This window comes from Brevundimonas sp. KH_060 (genome assembly GCF_057838275.1).
Map to the genome: position 1 here is coordinate 858,075 of NZ_CM174463.1, position 25,127 is coordinate 883,201.

Genomic DNA, 25,127 nt, shown 5'->3' on the forward strand with positions numbered 1-25,127 from the left:
TTCCATGAACAGGACGCAGGGAAGGTGTGGCCCGTAAAGTCCGCCTTTGGAACCCCGGATGGAAACGATCGGCCCTGTTTCGGGCCGCGTCCGGGACGCTCTCAGCCGGCTTCCTTGAGCTGCTCTTCCAGGCCCTGTTCGCGAACCTTGCGGTAGAGGGTGGAACGGCCGATGCCCAGACGGCGGGCGATCTCGGACATGTGGCCGGAATAGACCTCGATGGCGTGCTGGATCAGATCGCGCTCGATCTGTTCCAGGGTGCGGACGTGGCCGCGGTCATCGGTGATGCGGACCGGGCTGTCGTGCTGGCCGTCCTCGTCGGTCGCGGCGGCTGCGGAAGCCGAGGCGGGGGCGTCCTCGCCGGTCGGCGCGACGGTCATGGCGTCCAGGGGCACGGCGACGCCCGAGATGGCCGGGAAGTCGTGCGGCTGCAACAGGGGCGAGTCGGCCAGGACCAGGGCGCGATAGACCGCGTTCTCCAGCTGGCGGACGTTGCCGGGCCAGTCGTGGCCTTGCAGCAGGGCCAGGGTCTCGGGCGAGCAACCGGCGACGCGCTTGCCCTCCTCGACGTTGAAGCGGGCGATGAAGTGCTCGACCAGGGCCGGGATGTCCTCGCGGCGTTCGCGCAGGGCCGGGGCCTCGATCGGGAAGACGTTCAAGCGATAGAAGAGGTCTTCGCGGAAGGCGCCCTCCTTCACCTGCTGGGCCGGGTCGCGGTTGGTGGCCGAGACGATGCGGACGTCGACCTTGACCGGGCGCTTGCCGCCGACGGGATCGACTTCGCCTTCCTGAAGGGCGCGCAGCAGCTTGACCTGCATGTCCAGCGGCAGCTCGCCAATCTCGTCCAGGAACAGGGTGCCGCCGTTCGCCTCGACGAACTTGCCCGCGTGTTTCTCATGGGCGCCGGTGAAGGCGCCCTTCTCGTGGCCGAACAGGATGGATTCGACCAGATTGGCGGGCAGGGCGCCGCAGTTCACCGCGATGAAGGGCTTGCCCGCCCGGTCCGAGGCGCCGTGCAGGGCGCGAGCGATGACTTCCTTGCCGACGCCGCTTTCGCCGGTGATCAGCACGGGGATGGAGGATTTGGCCGCGCGCTGGCCCAGCGCCTTGACCATACGCATGGGGGCGCTGTCGCCGACCATGTCGTCGAAGGAGGAGCGGCCGGTGGCGCGCTTCTTCAGGCGGCCGATCTCAGCGGTCAACTGGGTCATCTGCAGGGCGTTGCGCACGCCGACCAGCAGGCGTTCCGGCCCGACCGGCTTGACGAAGAAGTCCTGGGCTCCGGCCTGCATGGCCTTGACCACGGTCTCGATGCCGCCGTTGGCCGTCAGTACGATGACCGGCGTCGGAACGCCCGCCGTGCGCATTTCGGCCAGGGCCTCCATGCCCGACAGGCCGGGCATGACGAGGTCCAGAAGCACCACGTCGGCGCCGCCGCCTTTGGTCAGGCGGTCGATGGCCTCGCCCCCGCTTTCGGCGTGGACGACCGCATAGCCTTCACGGTCCAGCACCGCCTGAATCAGGCGGCGCTGCGTGGGATCATCGTCGACGACCAGAACGGTCTTGGCCATTTGAGCACACCCTTCAACATCACCATCGAACGGCCGTCCTCATTGGTTCGGGACTGGCTCGTTTCGACACAACCCTAGAACGGAGGGAATGAAGATCGGGTTTCGGAGACCTGAGTCAGGGGTTAACGGCGGCGGGCTTTGGACAGGCGGTTTCCGGCTGCAGCCGCCCGATCACGGCGCCTATGTGCAAGTCGGGCCAGGGCGAGGCGGCGGCCTTCAGGTCAGGATGCTTGAGCGCCTCGCGCAGGTCGCGGCCGCTGGGGCCGGGGCAATGCGGCACCTGATAGGCGCCCTGATGAACCCAGCGGCCGTCAGCGTCCAGAGCGAACAGGGCGATGCTGTAGACGGTCGCCAGCAGGATCTCATCGCGGCCGTCGCCGTTCAGGTCGCGCTGTGCGGCGAGGCAGGTGTCGTCGCTGTTGCAGGCGTAGCGCGGATCGCCGGACGACGCCGGGGCCAGGAAGGCGGCGGGCAGGGGCTTGTTCGCCGGCCAGGGGGCGATGGTGGGGGCGCGCGGCGGCAGGGCGGCTTCCTCGACGTCATAGCGCGAGGTCGAGGCCTGGACCGCCTTGGCGCGGCGGGCGACCTCGGCGTCGGAGGACTTCGCCAGTTCGACCAGGGCGGCGCGTCCCGTCTTGCCCGCGCCGAAGCGCAGGAAGGCGTAGTCGAACTGGGCCGCGCTGACGGCGCCGCGCTTCAGCCGGGCGGTCTGGTCGTTGACGGACAGGCGGGCCGGATCGGCCAGGGGGCTGAACAGCGCCAGGATGACCAGCACCGTCAGGACGGCGGCCAGGACGTTGGTGCGCTCCAGCGGCTTCATCCAGGCGCTCTTGCGCCACAGGGGCGACAGGGCGGCCCAGCCGTAGCCGACGGCGTAGAGGACGCCGACCAGGGCGCAGGCCGCGGCGATGATGCGGTCGGGCGTCAGGCCGTGCTGGCCGATGCGAAGGCTCAGACCCCAGATGGCGATCAGGATCAGCGGCGTCAGCAGCACCGAGGCGACCCGCACCGCCAGGCGCAGGGCGGCGGGCGGCAGATTGTCCTCGCGCCCGTCCTGATAGGCGGTGTTGATCAGCACGATCAGGGCGGCGGCGGCCGACAGCACCAGGGCCGTGGCGCTGCCCGTCTTCCACAGCCCGTCCAGGCCGGTGAAGGGCAGGGCCGCCAGGAAGCCCGCCACCAGGACGGTGATGACCAGCAGCAGCCACGACAGCAGCATCAGCGCCACCGTCCGCACGCCCCGGATCAGGCCGCCGCGTACGTCGGTTAGTTGTACCGCCACGGCGAAGACCAGGCAGGTGACGGGAATGGAGAACCATTCCTCGCCCAGCAGATCGGACAGGAAGCTGAGCCCGATGACGCGGAACAGGGCCGCGCCCAGGAACAACAGCAGCCAGAAGGCGCCGGTGAAGCCCAGCGACAGGACCAGTTGCACGCCGGCCTTCCACGCCGTGTCGAAATAGTCGTCGTAGTCGGCGATCCAGCGCCGCCCCTCGACCGCGGGGACGATCAGGTGATGGGCGATGAACAGGGCGGCTGCGGCGAAGGCCACGACGGGGAAACGCAGATAGGGCGGGCGGAAGTAGTCGCTCGCCTGCTGGGCCGCATCGTGCCAGCCCAGCAGCGCCAGCACCGCCGCCGCGATCGCGCCCCACAGCGCCAGCGTCTTCCATCCCAGCCGCCCGGCGCCGGCCAGCAGCATGATCGGCGCGAACGCCGCCGCCAGCACCAGGGCGGCGAACAGCGAAGGCTGCGTCGCGGGCCAGGTCAGGGCTGTGACGTCCGATGCTGAGCGATACAGCAGATAGAGGATCAGCCCCTGGATCAGGCCGATCCCGATGCGGACGGCGGCGAGGCCGCGCGCGCCTTCAAGCGAGGCGCGGCCGGTGGGATCGGTGGCGAGGTGGGTCATATTTGAACAGTGCTCGATATCGGCCCGGAAGGGAAGTCCGCTTTTCCTTCTCCCCCTGCGGGAGAAGGTGGCGGCTTGCATCGCGCCGCCCGCCTCCCCACAACCAAGGGCATGAACGCGCCCGTCAAACCGACCGAATTCGCCGACGTCCCGCTGTGGGATCTGTCCGACCTCTACGCCTCGCGCGAGGATGCGCGCATCGCCGCCGATCTGGAGCGGGCTAAAGGGCTGGTGGAGCGGATGAACGCCTGGCAGGGGCGGCTGGCCGCGCTGTCGGGCGCTGAGTTGGGCCGGGCGCTGGACGAGGCGATCGGGCTTTATGAGCAGGCGGCGGACGTGATGGGGGCCTTGGGCGCCTATGCTTTCCTGGCCGCTTCGACCAATCGCGAGGACGCGGCGGCGCAAGGGTTCGAGGCTGATGTGCGCGAGAAGCTGACGGTCATCGCCACGCCGACTGTCTGGCTGACGCTGGAGATCAATGCGCTGGACGAGGCGGCGGTGGAGGCGGCGCTGGCGGCCCATGCGCCCGCCGCGCGCTGGGCGCCGTGGCTGCGCCGGGTGCGGGCGATGAAGCCGCACGAACTGTCGGCCGAGCTCGAGACCTTCATCGCCGAGCGCGGGCCGATTCAAGCTCAGTGGCCGCGTCTGTTCGACGAGACCCTGGCCGTGCTGCGCGCATCCGTCGGGGATGAGGAGCTGACCCTGGCCGAGGGGCTGAACCGTCTCAGCGACGCGGACGGCGATAAGCGTCAGGCGGCGGGCGAGGGCCTGTCGGCGGCGTTTTCCGGCATCGCCCGGACCATGGCCATGGTGCTGAACACCGTGGCCGCCGAAAAGGCGCTGGAGGACCGCAAGCGCGGCTTCAAGCGCCCCGCTGACAGCCGCCATCTGGGCAACGAAGTCGACGGTGAGAGCGTGGACGCCATGGCCGAAGCGGTGGCCGAAGCCTATCCGCGCCTGTCGCATCGCTATTATGCGTTGAAGGCGAAGGCGATGGGCAAGGAGCGGCTGGCCCACTGGGACCGCAATGCGCCGATCGAGGCGGCGGCGTCGCGCGCCTATGACTGGGCGGGCGGGCGCGAGGTGGTGCTGTCCAGCTTTGCGGATCTGGGCGGCGACTTCGCCGAGCGGGCGGGCTGGTTCTTCGACCGGCCGTGGATCGATGCGCGGGCGCGGGCCGGCAAGCAGTCAGGCGCCTATGCTCACCCGGTGACGGCGGATCGGCACCCCTATGTCTTCCTGAACTGGATGGGCGAGCGGCGCGACGTGCTGACGCTGGCGCATGAATTGGGCCATGGGGTGCACCAGACGCTGGCGGCGGGGCAGGGGTCGCTGCTGGCCGATACGCCGCTGACGCTGGCCGAGACGGCCTCCATCTTCGCCGAGGGGCTGACCTTCGACCGCCTGCTGGCCGAGGCGACGCCGGATGAACAGCGCGCCCTGCTGGCGGGCCGCATCGAGGACGGGTTGAACACGGTGGTGCGCCAGATCGCCTTCCACCGCTTCGAGACGCGCTTCCATGACGAGCGGGCGGCGGGCGAGGTTCCGGTCGAGCGCATCCGCGAAATCTGGATGGAGGAGCTGGGCGCCAGCCTCGGCCCGGCAGTGGACCTGAAGGGTTATGAAGACTGGTGGGCCTATGTCGGCCACTTCGTTCACGCGCCCTTCTATGTCTACGCCTATGCGTTCGGCGATCTGCTGGTCGCGGCGCTGATGGAGACGCGGGCCAAGGATCCGGCGGCCTTCACGCCCCTGTATCGCGAACTGCTGTCGGGCGGCGGGGCGCGGACCTATGTCGAGGCGCTGAAGCCGTTCGGCCTGAACCCGCGCGACCCGGTCTTCTGGACCATCGGGACCAAGCGACTGGAAGGCCTGATCGACCGGTTCGAGGCGCTGTAAGCGGGGCCTTCTCCCCTTGAGGGAGAAGGTGGCTGGCGGAGCCAGACGGATGAGGGGTGTCTGCGCGACGGTGAGAGTTTTGCAACGTCCTTCGCCCCACGGCCTGTGTTGCGTACACACCCCTCATCCGACCGCCTTCGGTGCCCACCTTCTCCCTCAAGGGGAGAAGGGAAAGGGCGTTGACAGGCGGGACGCGGCGTTGAAGCGTGGCCGCATGAAAATCGCGTCCCGTGTGCTTGTTCTCGCCGCCGTCCTCGCCCTGCCGACGACGGCTTTCGCCCAGACGGCTGAGCCTTCCGCCAATCACCGCGCCCTGGCGGCGGGGTACAAGGCCCTGACGGTGTGCAGCGCCCTGCATTCGGCGCGCGCGGCGGGGAGCGAGCGCACGGTCGCCAGCGTCGAGGCGAACGAACTGGTCGGCGTCTACCCCGAGCTTCAGTCGCTGGTCGGAAGCATGAAGGTCGAGATGGCCGGGAACGTCGTCACCGTCGCCTGGGATCAGGCCGCCCCGCCGCGCGTCGCGACCTGGACCGACGGGCGCGGCTGCGTCATCGAGCCGATGGGCTATGTGGCGGGCGCTGCGCCTGAGCGGGCGCCGCTGGCGCGCCGGGCCTCGGCGCCGGACCTGCCGACCGCGCGACCCAAGGGAAACGCTCGTAGTCTGGAGGCCGCCGTCGCGCGCGCCTTCGATCAGGGATTCGGCGCGGGGACCAACACCACCGGCGTGGTGGTGATGCAGGGCGGCAAGCGGGTGGCGGAACGCTATGCCGCCGACTTCGGACCGAACACGCCCCAGCGCACCTGGTCGGTGGCCAAGAGCCTGGCCGGAACGGTCATCGGCGCGGCGGTCCAGCGCGGCGAGCTGGACGTGAAGGCGCCCGCCGCCATCGCCAACTGGAGCCGCCCCGGCGATCCGCGCGCGGCCATCACGGTCGACGCCCTGATGCGGATGTCGTCGGGCCTGACCAGCGACACGGCGGGCAACCGCACCGACAACCTCTATTTCGGCGGCACGACGGTGGACGAGCAGTCGCCGGGCTGGCCGCTGCTGGCGCCGGTGGGGACGGTCTATCGCTACGCCAACAACGACACCCTGCTGGCGACCATGGCCGCCGCCCCGACCTTCACCGCCCATCCGCCCGCCGAACTGTTCGACACGCTGGGCATGACCCACACCTGGGCCGAGACGGACTGGCGCGGGAACTACATCCTGTCGAGCCAGGTCTGGACCACGGCGCGCGATCTGGCCCGCTTCGGTCAACTGTATCTGCAGGACGGGGTGTGGGAGGGGCAGCGCCTCCTGCCGGAGGGCTGGCGCGACTATGTTACGGCGCCCGCCGGGCCGCAGCCGCCGACGGGCGACTTCGGCTATGGGGCGACCTTCTGGCTGATGAACCGCTCGGACGGGGTGCCGGCGGATACGTTCGCCGCCTTCGGCAACCGGGGGCAGTATGTGGTGATCGTGCCCAGCCGCCAGGTGGTGATCGTGCGGCGCGGCGAAGACCCGGCGGGCAAGCCCTTCGACGTCGCCGCCTTCGCGCGTTCGGTGCTGGAAAGCCTCGACTGAGGCGCTGTTGATCCTGACGGGCTTGAGCCGCGCGCAGGCCTCGCTATAAGAGCCGTCGAAATCTCGACTCTTTTTTGGATGCCCCATGGCCGACCAGCACGCTGAAGCGACCGCCCCCCACGTCCACGGGGATATGAACATCTCGGAACAGGCCTGGACCTGGAGCCTGTTCATGGGCCTGACCAAGTGGCTGTCGCTGGCCACGGCCGTGCTGATCCTGTTCCTGACGGTGTGGTTCGCCGTCGGCGCCGGCTTCATTCCTGCCTTCATCAGCGGCGCGGTGCTGTCGGTGGCGGGCTACTTCATGCTGAAGAGCAAGAAGGCGCACTAAGCGCGGTCTTCCTCGGAACGGACTTCTGCAAGGCCCGTCGGCGTGTCCGGCGGGCCTTTTGCGTGCGCGCATGAAACGTGCGGCATCAGGCCGTGAGGCGGCGTTGACGGCAAGAAAATCGCTCCCTTGCACGGCGTCGGCTTTGACGACCCTTCGACCTTCGGCCTAACGTCGGTTCGACCCTGGGGAGTGGGAGGGATTCGCTTGGCCGTCGCCATCGCCGTGACTCGTGAACGCCGTGAAGGCGAGACGCGCTGCGCTGTAACGCCTGAAACGGTCAGGAAGCTGGCCGATCTCGGTGCGACCGTGACGGTCGAGGCGGGAACAGGTCTGGGCTCGTCCATACCTGATGACGATTACGTCGTGGCGGGGGCCAGCGTGAAGCCGGACCTGTCGGCGGCGCTGGCGGGGGCGGACATCCTGTTGAAGGTGCGCGGCCCGACGGCGTCGGAGATCAGCGCCCTGAAACCCGGCGCGGTGGTGGTCAGCCTGCTGGACGCCTGGCGCGACAAGGCGACGGTTGAGGCGTTGAGGGGCGCAGGCGCCACCGCCTTCGCCATGGAATTCGTGCCGCGCATCACGCGGGCCCAGGTCATGGACGTGCTGTCGTCACAGGCCAATCTGGCCGGATACCGCGCGGTGATCGAGGCGGCCTATGCCTATGGCAAGGGCTTTCCCATGATGATGACGGCCGCCGGGACGGTGGCCGCCGCCAAGACCTTCGTCATGGGGGCGGGCGTCGCGGGACTTCAGGCCATCGCCACAGCGCGGCGTCTGGGCGCGGTCGTCACCGCCACCGACGTGCGCCCCGCCGCCAAGGAGCAGGTCGAGAGCCTCGGCGCCAAATTCGTCGCCGTCGAGGATGAAGAGTTCAAGGCCGCCGAGACGGCGGGCGGCTACGCCAAGGCCATGTCGGCCGAATATCAGGCCAAGCAGGCCGAACTGACCGCCGCCCATATCATCAAGCAGGACGTGGTGATCACCACGGCCCTGATCCCCGGCCGCCCGGCGCCGAAGCTGGTGACGGCGGCGCATGTCGCCTCGATGAAGCCGGGATCGGTCATCATCGACCTGGCGGTCGAGGCGGGCGGCAATGTCGAAGGCTCCAAGCCCAATGAGGTCGTGACCACGGCCAACGGCGTGAAGATCGTCGGCTGGAGCAACATGCCCGGCCGCATCGCGGCGGACGCCAGCGCCCTTTATGCGCGCAACCTGGTCGCCTTCCTGGGGTTGATGATCAAGGACGGCGCCCTGGCGGTCGACCTGGAGGAGGAAATCCTCAAGGCCGCCGTCGTCACCCACGGCGGCGCCGTGGTGCATGAAGGAGTGAGAGGCTGATGGAGCACGTCGATCCCACCGTCTTCCGCCTGGCGATCTTCGTCCTGTCGATCTTCGTCGGCTACTATGTCGTCTGGAGCGTGACGCCGGCGCTGCATACGCCGCTGATGGCGGTGACCAACGCCATCTCCAGCGTCATCATCGTCGGCGGCCTGATCGCGGCGGCGGCGATGAGCGCGCAGGCGGGCGGGCCGAACGCCTGGATCGCAAAGGGCGCGGGCGTGGCCGCTGTGACGCTGGCCAGCGTCAACATCTTCGGCGGCTTCATGGTCACGCGCCGGATGCTGGCCATGTACAAGAAGAAGGAGCGCGCCTGATGTCCAATCTGATCAACGGCCTGATCCTGGTTCTTCTGGCCGTCGCCGTGTTGGTGGTTCTGGCGGCCGCTACGTTAGGCGGCAGGCTGTCGGCTGAGACGCGCCGCCGCGTCGAGCTGGGCCTGGCTCTGGTCTTCTTTCCGATCGGCGTCGCCTTGCTGATCTGGCGCGCGGCGGGCCTGATGGCGGCCGGAGACAAGCCGGCGGCGCTGGGCGCCGTGGTCTTCACCCTCTTCATCGCCTGGAGCGCCGTTCGTACAATATGGGCGCGACGCAAGCGTCTGCCTGAAGGTTCCGCCGCCTCGTGACCCTGTCGCCTATCCTGCTGGCCTTTTATGCCTCCTGGGCCGTCACCGGCCTGGGCGTGGCCCTGTGGATCTGGAGCTGGGTGCGGGTGAAAGACCCCATCGGGCGCCTGCGGTTCCAGGACTGCGGGGTCGTGCTGGTTTTCGCCGCCGTCCTGACGCGCATCATCATTCAGGACCGTCAGATGACGGTCTTCGACTGGGCGATGATCCTGCTGGGGCCTTTGTTCATCGCGGCGGCCCTGTGGCGGCTGTCGCGCACCCAATCCGTCAAACGTTAAACCTCGAAGAGTATCGCGTGATGAAAGCTTCCCTGATCTCCATCCTGGCCCTGTCGGCCGCCGCTGTCGCCGGCGCGGCTACGGCGCAATCCGCGCGCGAAGTGGGCAATGACCCCTACACCGGCCTGCATTGGTCGGTGGCCGCGCCCCAGGGCGCCAGTTGGACGCTGGAGTGCGGCTTCGCCCCGGTGACCATCAAGGGCGTCCACATGAACCGCATCAACCACACCGGCTCGGGCCGGATGGCCGGGCGTCTGCCGGGCGACAACGGCAGCTGCCGCGTGACCAAGACGGGCGGCCAGGGGCCGGTCGGCGTGGCCGTGGTCAAGAACGGCCAGGCGACCGCCGCCGGCACCAACGGCGGCGCGCCCGCCGTGGTCAACGTCTTCTGATCTGAGCATGGAATAAGGGGGGAGGGGATGAACGCATCGATCGCGGCGCTGGCCTATCTGGCGGCGGGGGTTCTGTTCATCCTCTCGCTTCGAGGGCTGTCCAGCCCTGTGACCAGCCGACGGGGCAACACCCTGGGCATGGTCGGCATGGCCCTGGCGGTCGGCGTCACCCTGCTGACGCTGGGGACCAGCGGCGCCCTGGACCCGCTGACACTGGCCCTGATCGCGGGCGGGGTCGTGGTCGGCGGCGGTGCGGGCGCAGTCATCGCCAACCGCGTGCCGATGACGGCCATGCCGCAGCTGGTCGCGGCGTTCCACTCCCTCGTCGGTCTGGCCGCCTGTCTGGTGGCGGTGGGGGCGGTCTATGCGCCCGACGCTTTCGGCATCGTCACGGCGACGGGCGGGATCAAGACCCTGTCGATCGTCGAGCTGAGCCTGGGCGTGGCCATCGGGGCCGTCACCTTCACCGGCTCGGTCATCGCCTTCGCCAAGCTGGACGGGCGGATGAGCGGGGCGCCGATCATCCTGCCTGCGCGGCATCTGATCAACATCGGGCTGGCGCTGGCCCTGGTCTTCCTGATCGGCATTCTGATCGGGACGGGCGGGACGGCGATCTGGGCCTTCTGGGGCGTGTTCGCGATCAGCCTGATCCTGGGCGCGACGCTGATCATCCCCATCGGCGGGGCGGACATGCCGGTGGTGGTGTCCATGCTGAACTCCTATTCCGGCTGGGCGGCAGCGGCGCTGGGCTTCACGCTGGAGAACATCGCCCTGATCATCACCGGCGCGCTGGTCGGGTCGTCGGGCGCGATCCTCAGCTACATCATGTGCAAGGGCATGAACCGCAGCTTCATCAGCGTCATTCTGGGCGGCTTCGGCGCTGAGGCGGGCGCGGCGGCGGGCGGCGGCGGGGTCGAGACGCGGCCGGTCAAGCAGGGCTCGGCCGAGGACGCCGCCTTCATCATGAAGAACGCCTCCAAGGTCATCATCGTGCCCGGCTACGGCATGGCGGTGGCCCAGGCCCAGCACGCCCTTCGCGAAATGGCCGACACCCTGAAGGAAGAGGGCGTCGAGGTGAAATACGCCATCCACCCCGTCGCGGGCCGGATGCCGGGCCACATGAACGTCCTGCTGGCCGAAGCGAACGTCCCCTATGATGAGGTGTTCGAGCTGGAGGACATAAACAGCGAGTTCGCCTCGGCCGACGTGGCCTTCGTCATCGGCGCCAATGACGTGACCAATCCGGCGGCCAAGACCGATCCGCAGTCGCCCATCTATGGGATGCCGGTGCTGGACGTGGAGAAGGCGGGCACCGTCCTGTTCATCAAGCGGTCGATGGGCAGCGGCTACGCCGGGGTCGAGAACGAGCTGTTCTTCCGCGATAACACCATGATGCTGTTCGCCGACGCCAAGAAGATGGTCGAGGGGATCGTCAAGGCCCTCTGATGTTCGTGCGCGAGAACCCATCGCGCGCCGGTGCGTTGGCTTGCGACGCTCAACCTGAGCCGTGGAGAGATGATGACTGGGTTCCGAGGACTGAAAACCGTCGCCGTGCTGGGCGTCCTGGCCGGGTTGGCCGCCTGCGGTCAGGCGGAGAAGGCGGGCGAGAAGACCGACGCCGCCCCGGCCGAGGCGACGCAGGCGGCGCCAGAGGCTGCTCCCGCGGCGGGCGGCGCGCCGACGATCGATCAGATGATGGGCGTTCAGGTCGCCTACCTGGAATCCAAACTGGGTCCGGCCCGTACGGTCGAGGGCAAGGAACGCAGCTATGAGATCGGCGGCTGCACGGTCCGCGTCAACGCCGAGGGCGGCGAGGTCGTCGGCTACGCCGTGCCGATGACGCCCGCCTGCTCGACCCAGGCGCTGGCGGCGCTGAAGGACTATGATCTGCCGCAGAAGATCGACCTGACGATGGGCGAGTTCGCGGCGGCGCGCGGCGCCGTCGACTTCAAGGCGGATTGCCTGACCCTGTGCGGCAATGCGGCCGACCCGTGGATCTATCTGGAAAGCCCCGGCCCGCGCGTTTCGCCGGGCATTCGCGCCTCGGCCGTGATGGTCAGCGACGCCACGATCGACGCCTCCTTCCGCATCCGCGACGCCATCAAGGCGGCCAAGGGCGAGGACTATGTCATCGACACCACCTTCAACTGCAGCGCGGACTTCAACCAGATGGCGGTGCGCGAGCTGAAGACCGTCCGCATCGACGAGATCGAGGTCGGCTACGTTCCCTATGGCCGCTGCTGAGGGCTAGGGCGATGAAGCGCGGCGCGGTTCTGCGTCTCGGGGCGGTGCTGGCGACGGCGACGGCTGGGCTGGCCGCCTGTTCGGCGATGATCCCTGTGAACATCAGCGGCGGCTTGGAGCAGCCGGTGGCGACCTTCGGCGTCGATCCGGCGAAGCCCGAGAGGGCCTGTCTGGGCGGACTGGCCGTGCATGAGCTGTCCAACGCCATGATGCGTCCGGTCTGGTCGATCGAGGCGCGCGGCCGCAATTGTCGCAGCTTGCGGCAGGTCGTCTATGGCCAGGCGCCTGAAGGGTTCGAGACGACGGTGGACGCCGCCCCGCTGAAATCCGGCGTGCGCTACGCCGTCGTCGGCTACGGAATGACCGGCGGCCCGCTGAGCCGCGTGCCCTGGCGCGGCGGCGGCGAGGTGGTGTTCGAGGACGGCCGCTGGCGCCTGGTCACGCCGCAGGAGCGCGGCTCGCGCGTGGACGAAGGCGGCGAAGCACCTCACTAGCGGCCGGATGGACGGCGAGGCGGATTTCAAGCTCGAAGAGATCGTCGAGAACCTGGGGTTGCGCCCCCTGGCCGATGGCGGCTGGGGACGGCTCATGGCGGGAGCGGACGCCGCCGCGCCCGGAACGCCGGTCGGCGCCTATCGCCTGCTGACGCCCGAGGCGTCGGATGACTGGCGCGTGGCTGGGGCCGAAGAGTTGTGGACCGCCTACATGGGCGCGGCGCTGCAGGTCGAACTGGCCACGGAGGCGGGCGTGCGGCGTGAAACCCTGGTGGCTGGATCGGGCCTGTGGATCACCATTCCGGCGGGCGGCTGGATGAGGACGCGAGCAATTGGCGGATGGTGTCTGGCGGGACGGATCGGACAGGCGCAGGATGACCGCCTGTCCTGAGCGGGAGGCCGGGAATGAGCGAGCCGAAGACCAAACCCACCGACGCCTCGGTTGACGACTTCCTGGCGGCGCTCGAACCGGCGCGACGACGCGAGGAGGGGCGGACGCTCTGCGCCCTGATGCAAGAGGTTTCGGGCGAGGCGCCGGTGATGTGGGGGCCGTCCATCGTCGGCTTCGGCCGCTACGCCAACGTCACCGGGAACGGCAAGAGCGCCGACTGGCCGCGCATGGGCTTCTCGCCTCGCAAGGCGGCGCTGACCCTCTATCTCGCTTCGACGCCGCAGACGGAGGCGATGCTGGCGCGGCTGGGACCGCACACGACCAGCGTGGCCTGTCTCTACATCAAGCGGCTGGATCAGGTGGATATGGGCGTATTGCGCGACCTCTGCGTCGCCAGTCAGGACGAGATGAAGCGGCGCTATCCGTGACAGGCTTGCTGACGGCGGTGAACGGATTATAGCGATCTCATGCGCACCTTTCTGATCGTCGCCTCCGCCCTGTTGTCCGCCTGCGCCCTGGCACCGCTGGCCGCCGCTGAAACACCGGTCCAACAGGTCGATCTGCTGCTGACCTCGGCCACGGTGGTCGACGTCGAAAAGGGGACGACGACGCGGGATCAATTGGTGGCCGTGCGCGGCGGCGACATCGTGGCCGTGGGCCCCGAGGGCGAGGCGGGGCGTTATCAGGCCGGGCGGACCCAGGATCTGGCCGATCACTATGTCATGCCGGGCCTGTGGGACATGCACGTTCACTTCGGCGGCGGCGAGCCCCTGATCGAGGAGAACGCCGAACTGATGCCTCTGTTCGTGGTCAACGGCGTGGTCGCTGTGCGCGACGCGGCGGGCGACCTGGCGCAGCAGGTGCTGGACTGGCGCGACGCGCCGCCGACGGCCGATGCGCCGCGCATCTTCACTTCCGGCCCCAAGATCGAGGGCATCGCCCCTGTTTGGAAGGGCGTGATCGAGACCGGCAGCGAGGCGGACGTAGACGCGGCGCTGGACCGGCTTCAGGCCCTGCGCGTCGACTTCGTCAAGATCACCGACAACACCCTGACGCCCGAGCTTTTCCTCTACGCCGTGGGTGAGGCGAAGAAGCGGGGCATGAAGACCTCGGCTCACATTCCGGCCAGCATCACCGTGCTGACGGCAGCCGAAGCGGGCCTGTCGTCGATCGAGCATCTGGACTACGCCATGAAGGCGGGCTCGCGGGATGAAGCGGCCATCGCGGCGGACTATCTGGCGGGCAAATACACCTACGCCCAGACCATGCGCCGCTACGCCGACACCTTCGACGTGGAGACGGCGCGTCGGGTCTATGCGCGGCTGGCGGAGCTGGGCACGGCGGTGTCGCCGACGCTCTACGGCTCGACCACCCTGGCGAATCTGGACCTGGACGATCATTCGCATGACGAGGGCCTGGCCTACGTCGGGCCGGGCATCCGGGCGACCTACGACTGGCGCGTCCAGCGCGCCGCCCAGGCCACGCCGCAGCAGGTCGAGGACCGCCACTTCGTCAAGGAGGTGACGTCGCGCACCCTGCCCATGTTGCGCGATGCGGGCGTGACCATCCTGACCGGGACGGACGCGGGCTTCCTGAACTCGTTCAACTATCCGGGCTTTTCGCTGCACGACGAGCTGGAGCTGTACGTGAGCCTGGGCCTGACGCCGCGCGAGGCCCTGGCGGGCTCGGTCGTGGACGGGCCGCGTTTCCTGAACCAGGGCGAGCGTTACGGCGCGGTGGCGGCAGGCAAGTCGGCCGATCTGCTGGTGCTGGAGGCTGACCCCCTGACCGACGTCAGCGCCACGCGCGACGCTCAGGCCGTGGTGCTGCGCGGCCGCCTGATCGATGCGGCGGAACTGGAGCGGATGCGCGCCGAAATCCGCGCTCGGGTCGCGGCGCGCAACGCCAGCTTTAAGCCTTCGCCAGCTTCCTGACCTTGAAGGCGACCCAGATCAGCAGCAGGCCGAACAACACGGCCCAGGTCGCGATCAACCACAGCAGGCCGATAGCCCCGGCGCCCGGCATGATGACCAGGATCAGGCCGAAGATCACCGACAGGGCGCCGGCGACGCCCAGCGTCCACTCGTTGGCGATCTCGTTACGCAGGCGGATGGCGCCGATGATCTCCAGCACGCCGCGCAGGATCGACCAGAAGCCGATCAGGTAAACCAGGACCAGAGCCGTCAGGCCTGGCCAGGCGAAGACGAGGACGGCGGTCAGGATGCTGACCACGCCGCCTAACGCCAGCCACCAGCGCGGAACTACGCCGCCGCCGCGGATCGCCGCGATCAGGGCCAGAATCCCGTCCGCCAGGGCGTAGATCCCATAGACCATGATGAGGGTCAGCAGACTGATCTGCGGCCAGACGAAAGTCAGCACGCCGAAGGCCACGGCGGCGACGCCGCGCAGCAGCAGCAGCCACCAGGACCGATGCAGGGCGGATTTGACGAAGCCTTCCAACGAAGGCGCGGCGTTGGATGAAGTCATGAGTTCGGCTCCCCAGCCCGTGGCCCTGAAACGGCCACGCTAGCGCAACGTTGGGCCGTAGGAACGGGTTCCGCAACCTTTGCTCGGTCAGGCGGCCATACGCCAGTCGGACCGAGCGTTGAAGGGCGGGGTGTGGAACTCGTCCCACAGGGCGTCTTCGTCGGTGTAGCGGCCGGCCGAGGCGCTGATGACGTCCACGACCTGTTCTTCCTGACGGTCCCAGATCACGGCCAGGTCGCTCTCGGTTTCGCACGGCACGATCATGTAGCGATCGGCGAAGGTCTTGCGGGCGGGCTTCTGGACGGTGGGGGTGCGGACGAAGGCCATGGGGAAAACTCCTGATGCGGAGGCGGTCGCCTCTTGCTGACAGAGTGAATATGAGACAGCATTACGCCAGTTTCGGACGTATCCCTGTGGAGAAGACATCTTGCGGCACGACAAGGCGGCCCTGGTCATCGATCTGGCGCGCGGCATGGCGGCCAGCGCCGAAGGGCTGACGCTGAACGAGATGGCGGCCCAACTGAACGTCGGGCGCCGCACGGCCGAGCGGATGCGCGACGCCGTGCTGATGCTGTTCCCTCAGGTCGAGGAGGTGTCGGACCCGCCGACCAAGCGGTGGCGCATCCGCGGCGGTCTGTCGGCCTTTGAGCAGGCGCCGACGGCGACCGAGATGCTGGAGCTGACCAAGGCGGCGGCCGGACACCGCGCGGCGGGCGAACCGGCGCGGGCGGCGGCGCTGGAAAGCCTTGAGCGCAAGGTGAAGGCGGCGATGCGTTCGACCACCCTGAACCGCATGGCGCCGGATCTGGAGGCCCTGGTCCGGGCCGAGACGATCGCCGTTCAGGCCGGGCCGCGGCCCAGCGCCGACGAGACGGTGCTGGCCGAGATTCGCGGGGCGGTGCTGGCCGAGCGGCCGCTGAACTTCATCTACGCCCGGCCCGGCGCCGAGGCGCGCACCCGCACGATGACGCCGTGCGGCCTGATGTTCGGGAGGGCCAACTATCTGGTGGCCGCCGACCGCGAGAGCGGGCGCATCCAGACCTTCCGCCTGGACCGGATGAGCGCGGTCGAGGCGGGGGAGGGGACAGCGCGTCCGCCCGCTGATTTCGACCTGGGCGTCTTCGCCAGCCAGTCCTTCGGCATCTATCAGGACGAAATCGAAGACGTCGCCGTCCGCATCACGCCTGAGGGGGCGGACGAGGCGCGCGGCTGGCGTTGGCACCCGACCCAGACGATCGAGGATCAGGCTGACGGATCGGTCGTGGTGCGGTTCCGCGCCTCGGGTATGCGCGAACTGGCCTGGCATCTGTTCACCTGGGGCGAGCGAGCGACCATCCTGGCGCCGGAGCGGCTGAAGGCGGTGATGGCCGATGAGCTGGCTGCGGCGGGGCGCGCCCTCGAACGGGCGTAAAGCTGAGCAAACCGTAAGGTGACGGGCCGGGTTCGGCCCCCCTAAGCTGCGCCGCTCATTATGGGAGACTGCTCTTCGTGCGTCTGAAAGCCCTGTCTGCAACCGCCCTTTCTGTCGTCGCCCTGCTGACCGCCTGCGCCGCGGCGCCGGCGCCCGGCCCCTGGAACGTCGAGGCGGCGCCGCAGGTGACGGTGACGCGCGACGATGGGCGGCTGACCGTCGACTATGTCTTCAACCGCGACGCCGTGGTTTGGGCCTTCATGGATTCGGCCCTGATCTCGGAGGTCCGCGAGCCGTGGCGCCCGCGTCAGTGGACGGTCGAGACGCCCGGCGTGGTGATGGAGCGGCGCGGCCATTACGACATCATCCGCAGCGCGGACGGCGGCCCTGTGCCGCGTCATGTCCGTTTCAGCGTGACGCCCAAGGCGGTCGAGCTGGAGGCGGAATACAAGACCTTGGTCTTCTCGGACGGGGCGGTGGCCCTGCCGACGCGGCAGATGGACGTCTTCGCCCTGGGCTCGCCCGAGGCAGCGGAGGCGATGCCGGCGGACCTCAACGGCGTCAATCTGGACGGCGGGGCGTCGCGCGTGATCTGGCGCGATCTGGATGGGCCGGTGCTGTTCAACGGCGAGCGCCACACGGAGCTGACGACGACGGGCGAGCGGTCTTATGTCCTGCTGGGGCAGGCGCGGGTGACGCCGGGCGAGGGGCTGACCACTGTCATGGACCCCAATCTTCCGCCCTGGATCGGCGAGAAGATCCGTGACTTCGCCCCGCGCGTGGGACAGCTCTACCTGCAACGACTGGGGCGGCCCGGCTCGGGCGGGGACAACCCTGTCGTCATGGTGTCGTGGAACGGCCCGACCGAGCGGATGACCAGCATGGGCGGCAGCGTCCTGCCCGGCCTGATCGTCATGTCGTTCGAGGGAACCGGCGTGACCCGGCCGACGGCGGAGATGGAGCGGGTTTCCCGCTGGTTCATCGGTCATGAGAGCGCCCACTTCTGGCTGGGCCAGACGGTGCGGTACGAGTTCGCGCGCGACGCCTGGATCACCGAAGGCGGGGCCGATCTGATGGCGGTGCGGGCGCTGAAGACGCTGGACCCGGCCTATGACGACCGCAAGGCTTTGCAGGAGGAGGTCGACGACTGCGTGACCTTGAGCCAGGGACGCGGCGTGGCCGAGGCGGGCGAGCGCGGCGAGCACCGGGCCTATTACGCCTGCGGCGCCGTCTTCGCCATGACGGCCGAGGGCGCGCAGAAGCGGCGCGACGGCGGCGACTGGTTCGGATTCCTGCGGCCGCTGCTGGACGCCAACCGCCGGGACGGGGTGCTGAGCCGCGCCGAATGGCTGAACGCCCTGACGCGCGTCTCGGGCGATCCGACGCTGGCGGCTGACATCGGGCGGATGCTGGATCAGGGCGCAGCCGATCCCGCCGCTGAGATCGCCAGTCTGTTCCGCCGCGCGGGCGTGCCGCATCGGGTCGAGGGCGGGCGCGTTATTCTGTTGAATTAATCAGGCTCAAGGCGCGGAACAGCGTTTGGCGCGTTGATGCGGCGTATCCTGAAACAGGAGGCCGCCATGCCCTGGACCAGTCTGATCGTCTATATCGACGATGAAGCCGACAATCCCGCCCGTCTGACCGAGGCCTGTGCTTTAGCGAGCGCGCACGGGGCGCGGCTGATCGGGGTGTCGGGCTGCGCGCCCGAGACGCCGGTGGCCGACGCCTATGGGGCGGGCATCCTGTTGGGCGAGGTGATGGCGGCCCAGCAGGCGCGCAATGAATCCACGCTGAAGTCCGCCGAGCAGCGGTTCCGCGGCGCCATCGAAGCGGCGGGCGTCGAGGGCGAATGGCGCGGCGACGTCGGCGATCCGACCGGCCTGACCCTGCGCCATCTGCGGGCGGCGGACGCGGCCCTGGTCGGGCGCGACGCCGGCGGCGCCAGCGCCTGGCGCGCGCCGCATCCGGCGGACCTGGCCATGCGCTCGGGGCGGCCGGTGGTGGTTCTGCCGCCCAATCCGATCCGCTCGATGGTGGATGCGCCCGCCCTGCTGGCCTGGACCGACACGCGCGAGAGCCGCCTGGCGGCGCAGGCGGCTCTGCCTCTGCTGAAACGCGCTGACGGCGTACGCGTGGTCGAACTGTGCGATCCCGAGGACACGGACGGCGCGCGCCTGCGGACGCAGGACGTCGTGCGTTGGCTGGCCGGACACGGCGTCGCCGCCGAACCGGACGCCCGCGCCCACGACGACCGCTCAGGCGGGCGGCGCCTGATCGATTGCGCCGAGGAGATGGGGGCGGGCCTCATGGTCTCGGGCGCCTGGGGCCATGCGCGGATGCGGCAGTGGATCTTCGGCGGGGTGACGCAGACGTTGCTGAACGAAGCGCCCGTGGCGCTGATGCTGGCGCACTGAAGCGCCCTTCTCCCCTTGAGGGAGAAGGTGGCAGGCGGAGCCTGACGGATGAGGGGTGTTTGCGCCTGCATTGGCCGTTGATGCTCGTCTCGAAAAAATGGCCAGCCGCCGCGTCGCCACCCCTCATCCGGTCCTAGCGGACCACCTTCTCCCACAAGGGGAGAAGGAGAAATTACGCGAACGGGTAGGGGCTGACGGACTTGGACCAGTCGTCGACCGTCAGGGCGCGGCCGACCGGCGGGGCGGCGCGTTCAGCGCAGGGGTGGCGCTCGCACAACCGGCAGGCCGGGCCGATGGGCGTGACCTCGGGCTTCTGAAGATCCAGGCCGCGCGCATAGATCAGGCGGTGGGCGTGGCGAAGCTCGCAGCCCAGGCCGATGGCCAGGTCATGCCCCTCGGTAAAGGCGTCCTGGCCTTGGCGGTCAACGGTGCGGGCCAGGGTGAACCAGCGGCCACCCGGTTTTCCATCTTGGCCAGGAGTCTCGATGATCTGGGTGACGATGCGGCCCGGCGTGCGGAAGGCCGAGTGCAGCCGCCAGCGCGGGCAGGCCCCGCCGAAACGCGAAAAGGGGAAGGCGCCCGAGGCGTAGCGCTTGGACACATTCCCCGCCTGATCCACCCGCATCAGGAAGAAGGGCACGCCCCGCGCCGTCGGCCGGGAAAGCGTGGTCAGCCGGTGCGCGACCTGCTCGAAGCCGACGCCGAAGCGGGCCTGGAGCCGGGCCAGGTCGTAGCCGGTCTCCTCCGCCGTGCGCTGGAAGGCGGCGTAGGGCATCAGCACGGCGGCGGCCAGGGTGTTGGCCAGCGAGGCCTTCAGCAGATTGCGCGTGGGGGCGTCGGGCGCGTTGGCCGCCTCGGTCAGGGCCTGAAGCTCCGGCCCGTGCTCCATCAGAACCAGTTGGTTGGCGACGGCGAAGGCGCGCGATGACGGCCCCAGGGCGTCGGACAGCAGCAGGCGGCCCCGGTGCGGGTCGAAGCGGCGGGTCCATTCGACCATGACCTCGGCGGGCAGGGTGCGGACGGTCAGGCCGTGGCGGGCGAACAGGCGCGCGCGGGCCAGCGCCTCGAAGCCTTCGTCGGGGCCGGGGGCCTCGGCGTGCAGGGCGTCGTGCAGGGCCTCGCCCAGCGCGTCGAGGTCGGGGAAGTGGTTGTGGCGGGCCTGAACATATTCGCGCACCCATTCGGAGGGGCTGTCGGTCGGCGCGGCGCCGCCCCCGGCCTCGACCTCGGCCCGGTCACGCACGCGGCGGTCGGTGAAGGCGCGGTAAAGGCGCAGCACGGCGTCGGCGGCGGCGGGCTGATCCTCGGCCAGCTGCATGATCTCGTGGCGCGGCACGGCCAGCCCTTGGAACAGGGGGTCGGCGAAGACTTCGGCCAGTTCGGCCTCTGACGCCGGGCCGCCGGACTGGCCCAGATTGCGAAGATCGACGTCATAGGTCTCGGCCAGACGCAGCAGCAGCTGGGCCGAGACGGGGCGCTGGTTGCGCTCGATATGGTTCAGATAGGAGGGCGAGACGCCCAGATCCGCCGCCATCGCCGTCTGGGACAGGTCAAGGTCGCGCCGCAGCCGCTTGAGGCGGCCGCCCAGGAACAGCTTGCGATCAGCGGCGGCGTTCATGGCGCGATCATGTCACATCATGACTTCATGACAAGTGTCATGATGTGACTGTTTGACTTGAATGATGCGGCTGCCGCTGTGTCAGTCATGACGGAGGCGTGTTCAGGTCTTCGGGACGGCGGCCCATTCTTCCCTCTTGGGGCCGCGCCCATCAAAAGCCGAGACGAACATGACGACCTTCGCCGATCTGGTTCCTTCGCCCGCCGGCCGTTTCGACGGCATTGAGCGCCCCTATTCGCCGGAAGACGTCTTGCGTCTGCGAGGTTCGGTGCCGGTCACCCATACGCTGGCCGAGCGCGGCGCCAACCGCCTGTGGGAGCTGCTGCACTCCGAGCCCTACATCAACGCCCTGGGCGCGGTGACCGGCAATCAGGCGATGCAGATGGTCCGCGCCGGATTGAAGGCCATCTATCTGTCGGGCTGGCAGGTCGCGGCCGACGCCAACACGGCCAGCGCCATGTATCCGGACCAGTCGCTGTATCCGGCCAACGCCGCGCCGGAACTGTGCCGTCGCATCAACCGCACCCTGCAGCGCGCCGACCAGATCGAGCACGCCGAGGGCGGCGCCAAGCGCGACTGGTTCGCTCCCATCGTCGCCGACGCCGAGGCCGGTTTTGGCGGGCCGCTGAACAGCTTCGAGATCATGAAGGCCTTCATCGAGGCGGGCGCCGCGGGCGTTCACTTCGAGGACCAGCTGGCCAGCGAGAAGAAGTGCGGCCACCTGGGCGGCAAGGTGCTGATCCCGACCCAGGCGCATGAGCGCAATCTGATCGCGGCGCGTCTGGCGGCCGACGTCTGCGGCACGCCGACCCTGACGGTGGCGCGCACGGATGCGGAGTCGGCCCAGCTGATCACCTCGGACATCGATGAGCGGGACCACCCCTTCATCGATCGCGAGAACCGCACGCCGGAGGGCTTCTATCGCCTGAAGCCGGGCACGGGTCTGGACCACTGCATCGCGCGCGGGCTGTCGTATGCGAAATACGCCGACCTGCTGTGGTGGGAGACGTCGCACCCTGATCTGGACGACGCCAAGAAGTTCGCGGAGGCCGTTCAGAAAGAACATCCGGGCAAGCTGATGGCCTACAACTGCTCGCCCTCGTTCAACTGGGAAGCCAAGCTGGACAAGGACACCATCGCCAAGTTCCAGCGCGAGCTGGGGGCCATGGGCTACAAGTTCCAGTTCGTGACGCTGGCGGGCTTCCACAGCCTGAACAACGGCATGTTCGAACTGGCCAGCGGCTATCGCGATCGCGGCATGGCGGCCTATTCCGAGCTGCAACAGCGCGAGTTCGCCAATGAGGCCATCGGCTATACCGCCACCCGTCACCAGCGCGAGGTCGGCACCGGCTATTTCGATGATGTCGCCACGGTCATCTCCTCGGGCCAGTCCTCGACCACGGCCCTGAAGGACTCGACCGAAACCGCCCAGTTCCACGCCGCCTGAGTTCCACGCCTCACAGGAAAGGAAATGACATGGAACCGATGACCCGACCGCAAGCCATCATCGACTTCTGCCTGGCGCCGTTGGCGCTGGACGGGGCGAGCGAGGCCGAACGCGAGGTGCGCCGCCGTCTGGAGCACGTCCTCAAGACGTTCGAGGCCAAGGCGGTCCGTCCGCTGAGCGTGGATTTCTCGACGATGCCCAGCCAGGTCATCAACGAGGCGGCGCACGGCTACGAATAGGCCGCGTCAGCATTGAAAAAAGGAGACCTCAGGCCGCGGCTTCCGCGGCCTGAGGCGTCTGTGCCGTCAGGTCCGAGACCATGGCCAGCAGGTCTTCAACGCTGAAGGGCTTGGCCATATGGCGATCGGCGCCAGCGGCCAGGGCCTTATCCAGGTGTTCGGGCAGGGCGTTGGCGGTCAGCATGACGACAGGAACGTGCGGCAGGCCCATGACCGCCTCGTGCAGGCGGATTTCCCGCACGGCGGACAGGCCGTCCATGACCGGCATCTGCATGTCCATCAGCACCAGGTCGAAGGTCTGGGCGCGGTAGGCTTCGACCGCCTGGACGCCGTTCTCGACCGAGACCAGATCGAAGGCGGCGCTGTCCAGGATCAGCTCGACGACGCGGCGATTGGTCGGATGATCGTCGGCGGCCAGGATGCGCAGGCGGCGCGGCGCGGCTTTTTCGTCCGACGTCATGGCGGCGTCTTTCGGCGCGGGACGAAGGGGGATGGCCGGCGCCTGAGCCAGCTTGAGCGGCAGGCTGAGGATGAAGGCCGCGCCCGCGCCCGGCTCGCTCTCGCAACCCAGGTCGCCGCCCATCATGGCCGCCAGTTCGCGGCAGATCGCCAGGCCCAGGCCAGAGCCGCCGTAGTGGCGGGTGATGTCGCCGTCGGCCTGTTCAAAGCGATTGAACAGTCGGGCCTGCGTCAGGGCGTCGAAGCCGATGCCGGTGTCCTGGACCACGAAGCGCAGGGTCTGCGGCTCCTCGGTCGGGACGGCGTCGACGGTCAGGCTGACGAAGCCGGAGGCGGTGAACTTGACGGCGTTGGAAACGAGGTTGGTCAGCACCTGTTTCAGGCGGACCGGATCGCCATAGGTCCAGACCTGGGCCTCGGGCGCGACCTCGACAATGAACTGCAGGCCCTTGTCCCTGGCGGCGGCGGCGTAGAGGAGGGCGGCTTCCTCCACCGTGCGAGCGAGGTCGAGCGGTTCTTCCTTCAGCTCCAGGCGTCCGGATTCGACGCGCGCCAGATCCAGGATGTCGCTGAGCAGGGTCTGGAGGGTGCGGCTGGAGGACTGGATCAGCTCCAGCATTTCCTGCTGGTGCTGCGACAGCTCCGTGCGGGTCAGCGCCTGGGCCACGCCGATGACGCCGTTCAGGGGCGTGCGGATTTCATGGCTCATATTGGCCAGGAAGCGGCTCTTGGCGCGGTTGGCGGCTTCGGCTGCGTCGCGCGCCTCGGCCAGGGCTTCGGCATTGCGCTTCAGATCGCTGATGTCCGAGCAGACGGTCACGGCGCCGCCGCCGACGGTCGGGCGATCCTGGACGCGCAGCCAACGACCCGCGACCTGCATTTCGCGCGGCGCGATGGGCGCGCGGCGACAGGCCAGACGTTCGGTGATCCAAGCCTCTTCGCGACCGGCGGCGTCGGGATAGACGCCCGCCTTCATGCCGACCTCAAGGACTTCGCGGAAGGTGACGCCGGGCCGCAGCACCGGGATCAGATGCGGATGAATCTCGCTGTAGCGCTGGTTCCACAAGACCAGGCGGTCATCGGCGTCATAGACGCCCACGCCGTCCGGCATGGCGTGGACGGCCTCTAGCAACTGCCCCAGGACGCTGCGACGCGACCACCAGATCATGCCGGTGAAGAAGGCGGCGACAACGACGGTCAGGACGACGCCGAGGGTGATCCACAGGGCGACAACGGCGGCGCTCGCCGCTTGACTGGGCAGGAGGACGCCCGGCGCAGGCGTCAGGCTCACCGCAGCCATGGCGACGAAGTGCAGCCAGGCGACGGCGCCGGAGGTCAGGAGGGTGGCGGCGGTCAGCTGCTTCCACTTGCCCATGGACGGCAGAAGCGCGACCGCGCTGAACAGGATCAGGCCGCCCGCGACAGCCAGGACGGCGCGCGGCGCGTTCCAGGCCAGAACCGCTCCGGACAGGCGCATGGCGTCCATACCGACGAAATGCATGGCCGCGACGCCCGCCGTGACGACAGCGGCGGCGGCCAGTCCCGAGCGGCGCCGCCAGCCCGCGCCGCCCGCCAGATGCAGATGCATGCCGACCCAGAAGGCGGCCGTGACGATCACCAGGGACAGGAAGGTCTGCAGGGCGTCATACCGGATCTCTACGCCGACGTCGTAGGCCAGCATGGCGATGAAATGGGTGGTCCACACGCCCAGTCCGCCGACCAGAGGCGCCGACAGGGTGTAGGCCCGGCGGGCTCGCGGCGACAGACGACGGGCGCGCTCGGCGAGAAGCAGGGCGATGGCGAGGCTGAAGACACAGGCCAGGATGGCGAAAGAGGCGATTCGCCAATCGTGGCGCTCAACCAGACAGCTCAGAACGCCGCCCATCATGATGCTCCCTCAGCCCCTAGCCGTTCCGCCGTAAATCCGTGAAGAAACCAAGCTACACATCCCGTGCGTCGAACCGGCCGACTCAGCGGGCTGCCGACGGATCAATCTAGGTCGAGCTGCTG

The 25,127-nt window shown here is 68.8% G+C and carries 25 protein-coding genes; 19 read left to right on the forward strand and 6 right to left on the reverse strand.

The annotated features are described in order from the left end of the window. Positions 1–101: 101 nt before the first annotated feature. Both AC3IPP_RS04310 and AC3IPP_RS04315 read right to left on the reverse strand, forming a co-directional pair. Positions 102–1,571, reverse strand: a complete 1,470-nt coding sequence (locus tag AC3IPP_RS04310; RefSeq protein ID WP_489150497.1) for a sigma-54-dependent transcriptional regulator — start codon at positions 1,569–1,571, stop codon at positions 102–104. A 115-nt stretch (positions 1,572–1,686) separates the two neighbouring features. Then, positions 1,687–3,483, reverse strand: coding sequence for an FG-GAP repeat domain-containing protein (locus AC3IPP_RS04315; RefSeq protein WP_489150498.1), 1,797 nt, complete (start codon positions 3,481–3,483; stop codon positions 1,687–1,689). Positions 3,484–3,594: 111 nt separating this feature from the next. Between AC3IPP_RS04315 and AC3IPP_RS04320 the strand changes: the two genes are divergently transcribed. The 14 genes from AC3IPP_RS04320 to AC3IPP_RS04385 all read left to right on the forward strand — a co-directional run bounded on the left by AC3IPP_RS04320 (position 3,595) and on the right by AC3IPP_RS04385 (position 14,976). Then, the gene (locus AC3IPP_RS04320) at positions 3,595–5,382 is read left to right on the forward strand and encodes a M3 family oligoendopeptidase (protein WP_489150499.1); all 1,788 of its coding nucleotides are present in this window, start codon (positions 3,595–3,597) and stop codon (positions 5,380–5,382) included. A 214-nt stretch (positions 5,383–5,596) separates the two neighbouring features. Next, positions 5,597–6,949: a serine hydrolase domain-containing protein gene (locus AC3IPP_RS04325; RefSeq protein WP_489150500.1), complete on the forward strand. Its 1,353-nt coding sequence runs from the start codon at positions 5,597–5,599 to the stop codon at positions 6,947–6,949. Positions 6,950–7,034: 85 nt separating this feature from the next. Further along, a complete protein-coding gene (locus tag AC3IPP_RS04330; RefSeq protein ID WP_256968109.1) occupies positions 7,035–7,280 on the forward strand; it encodes an aa3-type cytochrome c oxidase subunit IV in 246 nt (81 codons plus the stop codon). 204 nt (positions 7,281–7,484) lie between these two features. Next, on the forward strand, positions 7,485–8,618 hold the full coding sequence (locus AC3IPP_RS04335) for a Re/Si-specific NAD(P)(+) transhydrogenase subunit alpha (protein WP_489150501.1): 1,134 nt from the start codon (positions 7,485–7,487) through the stop codon (positions 8,616–8,618). After that, complete coding sequence (locus AC3IPP_RS04340) at positions 8,618–8,935, forward strand: NAD(P) transhydrogenase subunit alpha part 2 (RefSeq protein WP_003165738.1); 318 nt, start codon at positions 8,618–8,620, stop codon at positions 8,933–8,935. The genes AC3IPP_RS04335 and AC3IPP_RS04340 overlap by 1 nt, the downstream gene beginning before the upstream one ends. Then, positions 8,935–9,243, forward strand: coding sequence for a hypothetical protein (locus tag AC3IPP_RS04345; protein WP_489150502.1), 309 nt, complete (start codon positions 8,935–8,937; stop codon positions 9,241–9,243). Before AC3IPP_RS04340 ends, AC3IPP_RS04345 begins: the two co-directional genes overlap by 1 nt. Then, positions 9,240–9,521, forward strand: coding sequence for a hypothetical protein (locus AC3IPP_RS04350; protein WP_046653284.1), 282 nt, complete (start codon positions 9,240–9,242; stop codon positions 9,519–9,521). The genes AC3IPP_RS04345 and AC3IPP_RS04350 overlap by 4 nt, the downstream gene beginning before the upstream one ends. A 20-nt stretch (positions 9,522–9,541) precedes the next feature. Continuing rightward, positions 9,542–9,913, forward strand: a complete 372-nt coding sequence (locus AC3IPP_RS04355; RefSeq protein ID WP_489151037.1) for a hypothetical protein — start codon at positions 9,542–9,544, stop codon at positions 9,911–9,913. Between the two features lie 27 nt (positions 9,914–9,940). Next, on the forward strand, positions 9,941–11,359 hold the full coding sequence (locus AC3IPP_RS04360; RefSeq protein WP_489150503.1) for an NAD(P)(+) transhydrogenase (Re/Si-specific) subunit beta: 1,419 nt from the start codon (positions 9,941–9,943) through the stop codon (positions 11,357–11,359). Between the two features lie 72 nt (positions 11,360–11,431). Next, on the forward strand, positions 11,432–12,157 hold the full coding sequence (locus tag AC3IPP_RS04365) for a hypothetical protein (RefSeq protein ID WP_489150504.1): 726 nt from the start codon (positions 11,432–11,434) through the stop codon (positions 12,155–12,157). A gap of 11 nt (positions 12,158–12,168) precedes the next feature. Next, positions 12,169–12,651 carry a hypothetical protein gene (locus AC3IPP_RS04370; RefSeq protein ID WP_489150505.1) on the forward strand — a complete coding sequence of 161 codons (483 nt, stop codon included), beginning with the start codon at positions 12,169–12,171 and terminating at the stop codon, positions 12,649–12,651. Positions 12,652–12,658: 7 nt separating this feature from the next. Then, the gene (locus AC3IPP_RS04375; protein ID WP_489150506.1) at positions 12,659–13,042 is read left to right on the forward strand and encodes a cupin domain-containing protein; all 384 of its coding nucleotides are present in this window, start codon (positions 12,659–12,661) and stop codon (positions 13,040–13,042) included. A gap of 14 nt (positions 13,043–13,056) precedes the next feature. Continuing rightward, entirely contained in the window at positions 13,057–13,470 is a 414-nt protein-coding gene (locus AC3IPP_RS04380; RefSeq protein WP_489150507.1) for a DUF1801 domain-containing protein, read from the forward strand. Between the two features lie 39 nt (positions 13,471–13,509). Then, complete coding sequence (locus AC3IPP_RS04385; protein WP_489150508.1) at positions 13,510–14,976, forward strand: amidohydrolase family protein; 1,467 nt, start codon at positions 13,510–13,512, stop codon at positions 14,974–14,976. On the opposite strand, the gene AC3IPP_RS04390 is transcribed toward AC3IPP_RS04385, so the two are convergent. Then, positions 14,954–15,529, reverse strand: a complete 576-nt coding sequence (locus AC3IPP_RS04390; protein ID WP_087139840.1) for an HdeD family acid-resistance protein — start codon at positions 15,527–15,529, stop codon at positions 14,954–14,956. The two genes, AC3IPP_RS04385 and AC3IPP_RS04390, sit on opposite strands and share 23 nt — an antisense overlap. A gap of 87 nt (positions 15,530–15,616) precedes the next feature. Continuing rightward, positions 15,617–15,856: a hypothetical protein gene (locus tag AC3IPP_RS04395; protein WP_489150509.1), complete on the reverse strand. Its 240-nt coding sequence runs from the start codon at positions 15,854–15,856 to the stop codon at positions 15,617–15,619. Between the two features lie 100 nt (positions 15,857–15,956). Between AC3IPP_RS04395 and AC3IPP_RS04400 the strand changes: the two genes are divergently transcribed. From AC3IPP_RS04400 to AC3IPP_RS04410, 3 genes are all read left to right on the forward strand, one after another. Further along, positions 15,957–16,940 (forward strand): helix-turn-helix transcriptional regulator, encoded by a 984-nt coding sequence (locus tag AC3IPP_RS04400; RefSeq protein WP_489150510.1) that lies wholly within the window; start codon positions 15,957–15,959, stop codon positions 16,938–16,940. Positions 16,941–17,017: 77 nt separating this feature from the next. Continuing rightward, positions 17,018–18,454 carry a hypothetical protein gene (locus AC3IPP_RS04405; RefSeq protein ID WP_489150511.1) on the forward strand — a complete coding sequence of 479 codons (1,437 nt, stop codon included), beginning with the start codon at positions 17,018–17,020 and terminating at the stop codon, positions 18,452–18,454. Positions 18,455–18,520: 66 nt separating this feature from the next. Beyond that, entirely contained in the window at positions 18,521–19,354 is an 834-nt protein-coding gene (locus tag AC3IPP_RS04410) for a hypothetical protein (RefSeq protein WP_489150512.1), read from the forward strand. A 172-nt stretch (positions 19,355–19,526) separates the two neighbouring features. Here AC3IPP_RS04410 and AC3IPP_RS04415 read toward each other — a convergent pair whose 3' ends face one another. After that, complete coding sequence (locus AC3IPP_RS04415) at positions 19,527–20,972, reverse strand: helix-turn-helix domain-containing protein (RefSeq protein WP_489150513.1); 1,446 nt, start codon at positions 20,970–20,972, stop codon at positions 19,527–19,529. A 169-nt stretch (positions 20,973–21,141) separates the two neighbouring features. Here AC3IPP_RS04415 and aceA point away from each other — a divergent pair, with 169 nt between their 5' ends. Both aceA and AC3IPP_RS04425 read left to right on the forward strand, forming a co-directional pair. Further along, a complete protein-coding gene (gene aceA, locus AC3IPP_RS04420; protein WP_292060279.1) occupies positions 21,142–22,419 on the forward strand; it encodes an isocitrate lyase in 1,278 nt (425 codons plus the stop codon). Positions 22,420–22,448: 29 nt separating this feature from the next. Further along, positions 22,449–22,658: a hypothetical protein gene (locus AC3IPP_RS04425; RefSeq protein ID WP_292060280.1), complete on the forward strand. Its 210-nt coding sequence runs from the start codon at positions 22,449–22,451 to the stop codon at positions 22,656–22,658. A gap of 28 nt (positions 22,659–22,686) precedes the next feature. On the opposite strand, the gene AC3IPP_RS04430 is transcribed toward AC3IPP_RS04425, so the two are convergent. Next, complete coding sequence (locus tag AC3IPP_RS04430; RefSeq protein ID WP_489150514.1) at positions 22,687–25,002, reverse strand: ATP-binding protein; 2,316 nt, start codon at positions 25,000–25,002, stop codon at positions 22,687–22,689. Between the last annotated feature and the right edge of the window lie 125 nt (positions 25,003–25,127).

What these genes read in the sequence shown, in the direction of transcription:
- AC3IPP_RS04310 (WP_489150497.1), bottom strand. Translation starts at nt 1,571, where the DNA reads ATGGCCAAGACCGTTCTGGTCGTCGACGATGATCCCACGCAGCGCCGC.
- AC3IPP_RS04315 (WP_489150498.1), bottom strand. Translation starts at nt 3,483, where the DNA reads ATGACCCACCTCGCCACCGATCCCACCGGCCGCGCCTCGCTTGAAGGC.
- AC3IPP_RS04320 (WP_489150499.1), top strand. Translation starts at nt 3,595, where the DNA reads ATGAACGCGCCCGTCAAACCGACCGAATTCGCCGACGTCCCGCTGTGG.
- AC3IPP_RS04325 (WP_489150500.1), top strand. Translation starts at nt 5,597, where the DNA reads ATGAAAATCGCGTCCCGTGTGCTTGTTCTCGCCGCCGTCCTCGCCCTG.
- AC3IPP_RS04330 (WP_256968109.1), top strand. Translation starts at nt 7,035, where the DNA reads ATGGCCGACCAGCACGCTGAAGCGACCGCCCCCCACGTCCACGGGGAT.
- AC3IPP_RS04340 (WP_003165738.1), top strand. Translation starts at nt 8,618, where the DNA reads ATGGAGCACGTCGATCCCACCGTCTTCCGCCTGGCGATCTTCGTCCTG.
- AC3IPP_RS04345 (WP_489150502.1), top strand. Translation starts at nt 8,935, where the DNA reads ATGTCCAATCTGATCAACGGCCTGATCCTGGTTCTTCTGGCCGTCGCC.
- AC3IPP_RS04355 (WP_489151037.1), top strand. Translation starts at nt 9,542, where the DNA reads ATGAAAGCTTCCCTGATCTCCATCCTGGCCCTGTCGGCCGCCGCTGTC.
- AC3IPP_RS04360 (WP_489150503.1), top strand. Translation starts at nt 9,941, where the DNA reads ATGAACGCATCGATCGCGGCGCTGGCCTATCTGGCGGCGGGGGTTCTG.
- AC3IPP_RS04365 (WP_489150504.1), top strand. Translation starts at nt 11,432, where the DNA reads ATGACTGGGTTCCGAGGACTGAAAACCGTCGCCGTGCTGGGCGTCCTG.
- AC3IPP_RS04370 (WP_489150505.1), top strand. Translation starts at nt 12,169, where the DNA reads ATGAAGCGCGGCGCGGTTCTGCGTCTCGGGGCGGTGCTGGCGACGGCG.
- AC3IPP_RS04375 (WP_489150506.1), top strand. Translation starts at nt 12,659, where the DNA reads ATGGACGGCGAGGCGGATTTCAAGCTCGAAGAGATCGTCGAGAACCTG.
- AC3IPP_RS04380 (WP_489150507.1), top strand. Translation starts at nt 13,057, where the DNA reads ATGAGCGAGCCGAAGACCAAACCCACCGACGCCTCGGTTGACGACTTC.
- AC3IPP_RS04385 (WP_489150508.1), top strand. Translation starts at nt 13,510, where the DNA reads ATGCGCACCTTTCTGATCGTCGCCTCCGCCCTGTTGTCCGCCTGCGCC.
- AC3IPP_RS04390 (WP_087139840.1), bottom strand. Translation starts at nt 15,529, where the DNA reads ATGACTTCATCCAACGCCGCGCCTTCGTTGGAAGGCTTCGTCAAATCC.
- AC3IPP_RS04395 (WP_489150509.1), bottom strand. Translation starts at nt 15,856, where the DNA reads ATGGCCTTCGTCCGCACCCCCACCGTCCAGAAGCCCGCCCGCAAGACC.
- AC3IPP_RS04410 (WP_489150512.1), top strand. Translation starts at nt 18,521, where the DNA reads ATGCCCTGGACCAGTCTGATCGTCTATATCGACGATGAAGCCGACAAT.
- AC3IPP_RS04415 (WP_489150513.1), bottom strand. Translation starts at nt 20,972, where the DNA reads ATGAACGCCGCCGCTGATCGCAAGCTGTTCCTGGGCGGCCGCCTCAAG.
- aceA (WP_292060279.1), top strand. Translation starts at nt 21,142, where the DNA reads ATGACGACCTTCGCCGATCTGGTTCCTTCGCCCGCCGGCCGTTTCGAC.
- AC3IPP_RS04425 (WP_292060280.1), top strand. Translation starts at nt 22,449, where the DNA reads ATGGAACCGATGACCCGACCGCAAGCCATCATCGACTTCTGCCTGGCG.
- AC3IPP_RS04430 (WP_489150514.1), bottom strand. Translation starts at nt 25,002, where the DNA reads ATGGGCGGCGTTCTGAGCTGTCTGGTTGAGCGCCACGATTGGCGAATC.